A 1,880-nucleotide genomic window follows, 5' to 3' on the forward strand; every position below is an offset into this window, starting at 1 on the left:
AAATCATGGGATACAAACTCGATACCAACATGCGCGCCACACTGGTCATAGACGCCCTTAAAATGGCGCTGGATGCACGATCGTACCAAAATCAGCAGATCATCCATCACAGCGATCGTGGAATACAATACTGTTGCCCACAATTCGCGGAGTTCGCCGCCGCCAACAATATTCTGCTGAGCACCACACAACAATATGATCCCTACGAAAACGCAGTGGCCGAAAGGGTAAACGGAATCCTGAAATATGAGTTCGGACTCATCAAAACTTTACCTAATTTAGTCACGGCGCAGAAAATGGTAAAACAAGCCATCAAGATCTATAACTCCGAGAGACGGCATTACAGCCTGGACATGCAGACACCGGATTTTGCACATCGGAACCAACGACATATTTATAAAAAATACAGCCTGAATTAATAACCAAAATGGTCAACGTATTTCAGGACAAGACAACGACACGATGAAAAAACAACATTTTATCTACACAACGATATCATTTATTCTGATCAATATTTGGACACTATATAGTTTTTTCGATTACTATGAAAGCGCAACCAAATATTCAACTGGGTCAATAACATTACTTTTTAATTTTTTAGATGCAGTTATGTATTCGATTGGAATTGGAATTCTGCTTATTTTGATGCGTTTGTTTTATTTTAGAAAAAACAAAAAATCAAAATTGAAAAATAATTTTTTCTATGTTTTTGCGGGACTGTTTAATTTAAATATTTCAGCAATTTGGGTAATTTCAATTTGTCAATCTTTAATCAAAATTGAAAATGAAAGTTTATATTTCGTATTAGGAAATTTTACAATTGCAATATTCATTTTGTTTGATCTATATATTTTTAACCAAAAAGAAAATAGAGGTTTACAAATTGAAGGGAATATTATTAAATCATAAACCTGCTGGTAACCGCCGCTAACCGCCCCGGCTGGTTCGCGGTAAATAAACCTCTATTTTTCATAACTTCGTCTCGGGTTGCAGAGAATACTTTCTCCGTTATCCGCCGCCGCGGTTAGCGGCCTCACGTTACTTGCAAGCCGGCGCTGCGCGCGAGCGCCCGATTTGACACTATTTTTTTCAAAAACGACCGTTTTTCAAATCGGGCGCCGTGGCAATTTTAGAACCAACCTTGTAACAGAGAGTACAAGGTAAATTGCCACGCCAATCTTTGTGTCTTCGGCCTGCAAGTAACCGCCGCTAATCGCCATCGCTGGTTTAGAGAAATTAGAGGCTAAAATTTCCAAAAGTCGCGAAAACAAGATTTTTTCTGCTTAGGAAAGCTTGAAAAAATCGTTGATTTCGCTACCTTTATTCCAAAGCAGAGAATATTCTCTCCGGAAGGCCGCGACGGCGTTTAGCGGCCTCACGTTACAAGCTATTCTAAATCATCTCTCGTCCTAAAATAGGTTGACTAAAAATTAAACACTTTTAGCAATCTATGAACTTACCGAAGAAAGGACCCTGTCCAAAAAAAGAGTACCAGAAGATCTCCTACGATCTTAAACTGTCCATCATTGACAAAATCTCGAATGGTCAGATTTCCGCCAATCATGCCGCCAAGACGTATAACGTTTCGAGAAGCTCGATTGATTATTGGATGAAAAAAATGCTTTCCTTTGAACAAAGAGGCAAAGCCATGTCGAGCAAAGACGAGATAAAAAAATTGAAACAGCGTATCGAGGAACTGGAATTTATAAAGAATTTCCAGCAGGAAATCATCGCGGAAGTCGAACTGGAAAGCGGCATCGATATCGCAAAAAAGTCATTACCCGGGGCATTGGCAAAGGAAGTGGAGAAAAAAAAGCAAGACCTTATAAAACAAGGCTTCTCTACGAATGCCTCGGGATATCAAAACAAGCCTTCTACCA

At 39.4% G+C, this 1,880-nt stretch carries 3 protein-coding genes; all 3 read left to right on the plus strand.

Annotated features, from left to right (window positions below; genetic code table 11):
- Window positions 1-419, plus strand: a 419-nt coding sequence (locus HC229_RS16495; protein ID WP_191021603.1) for an integrase core domain-containing protein, incomplete at its 5' end; no start/stop codon positions are given.
- A 43-nt stretch (window positions 420-462) separates the two neighbouring features.
- Entirely contained in the window at window positions 463-909 is a 447-nt protein-coding gene (locus tag HC229_RS16500; RefSeq protein ID WP_191021604.1) for a hypothetical protein, read from the plus strand.
- A 541-nt stretch (window positions 910-1,450) separates the two neighbouring features.
- On the plus strand, window positions 1,451-1,880 hold a 430-nt coding region (locus tag HC229_RS16505; RefSeq protein WP_191021605.1), incomplete at its 3' end, for a helix-turn-helix domain-containing protein.

This window comes from Flavobacterium selenitireducens, from assembly GCF_014748335.1.
Classification (GTDB): domain Bacteria; phylum Bacteroidota; class Bacteroidia; order Flavobacteriales; family Flavobacteriaceae; genus Flavobacterium; species Flavobacterium selenitireducens.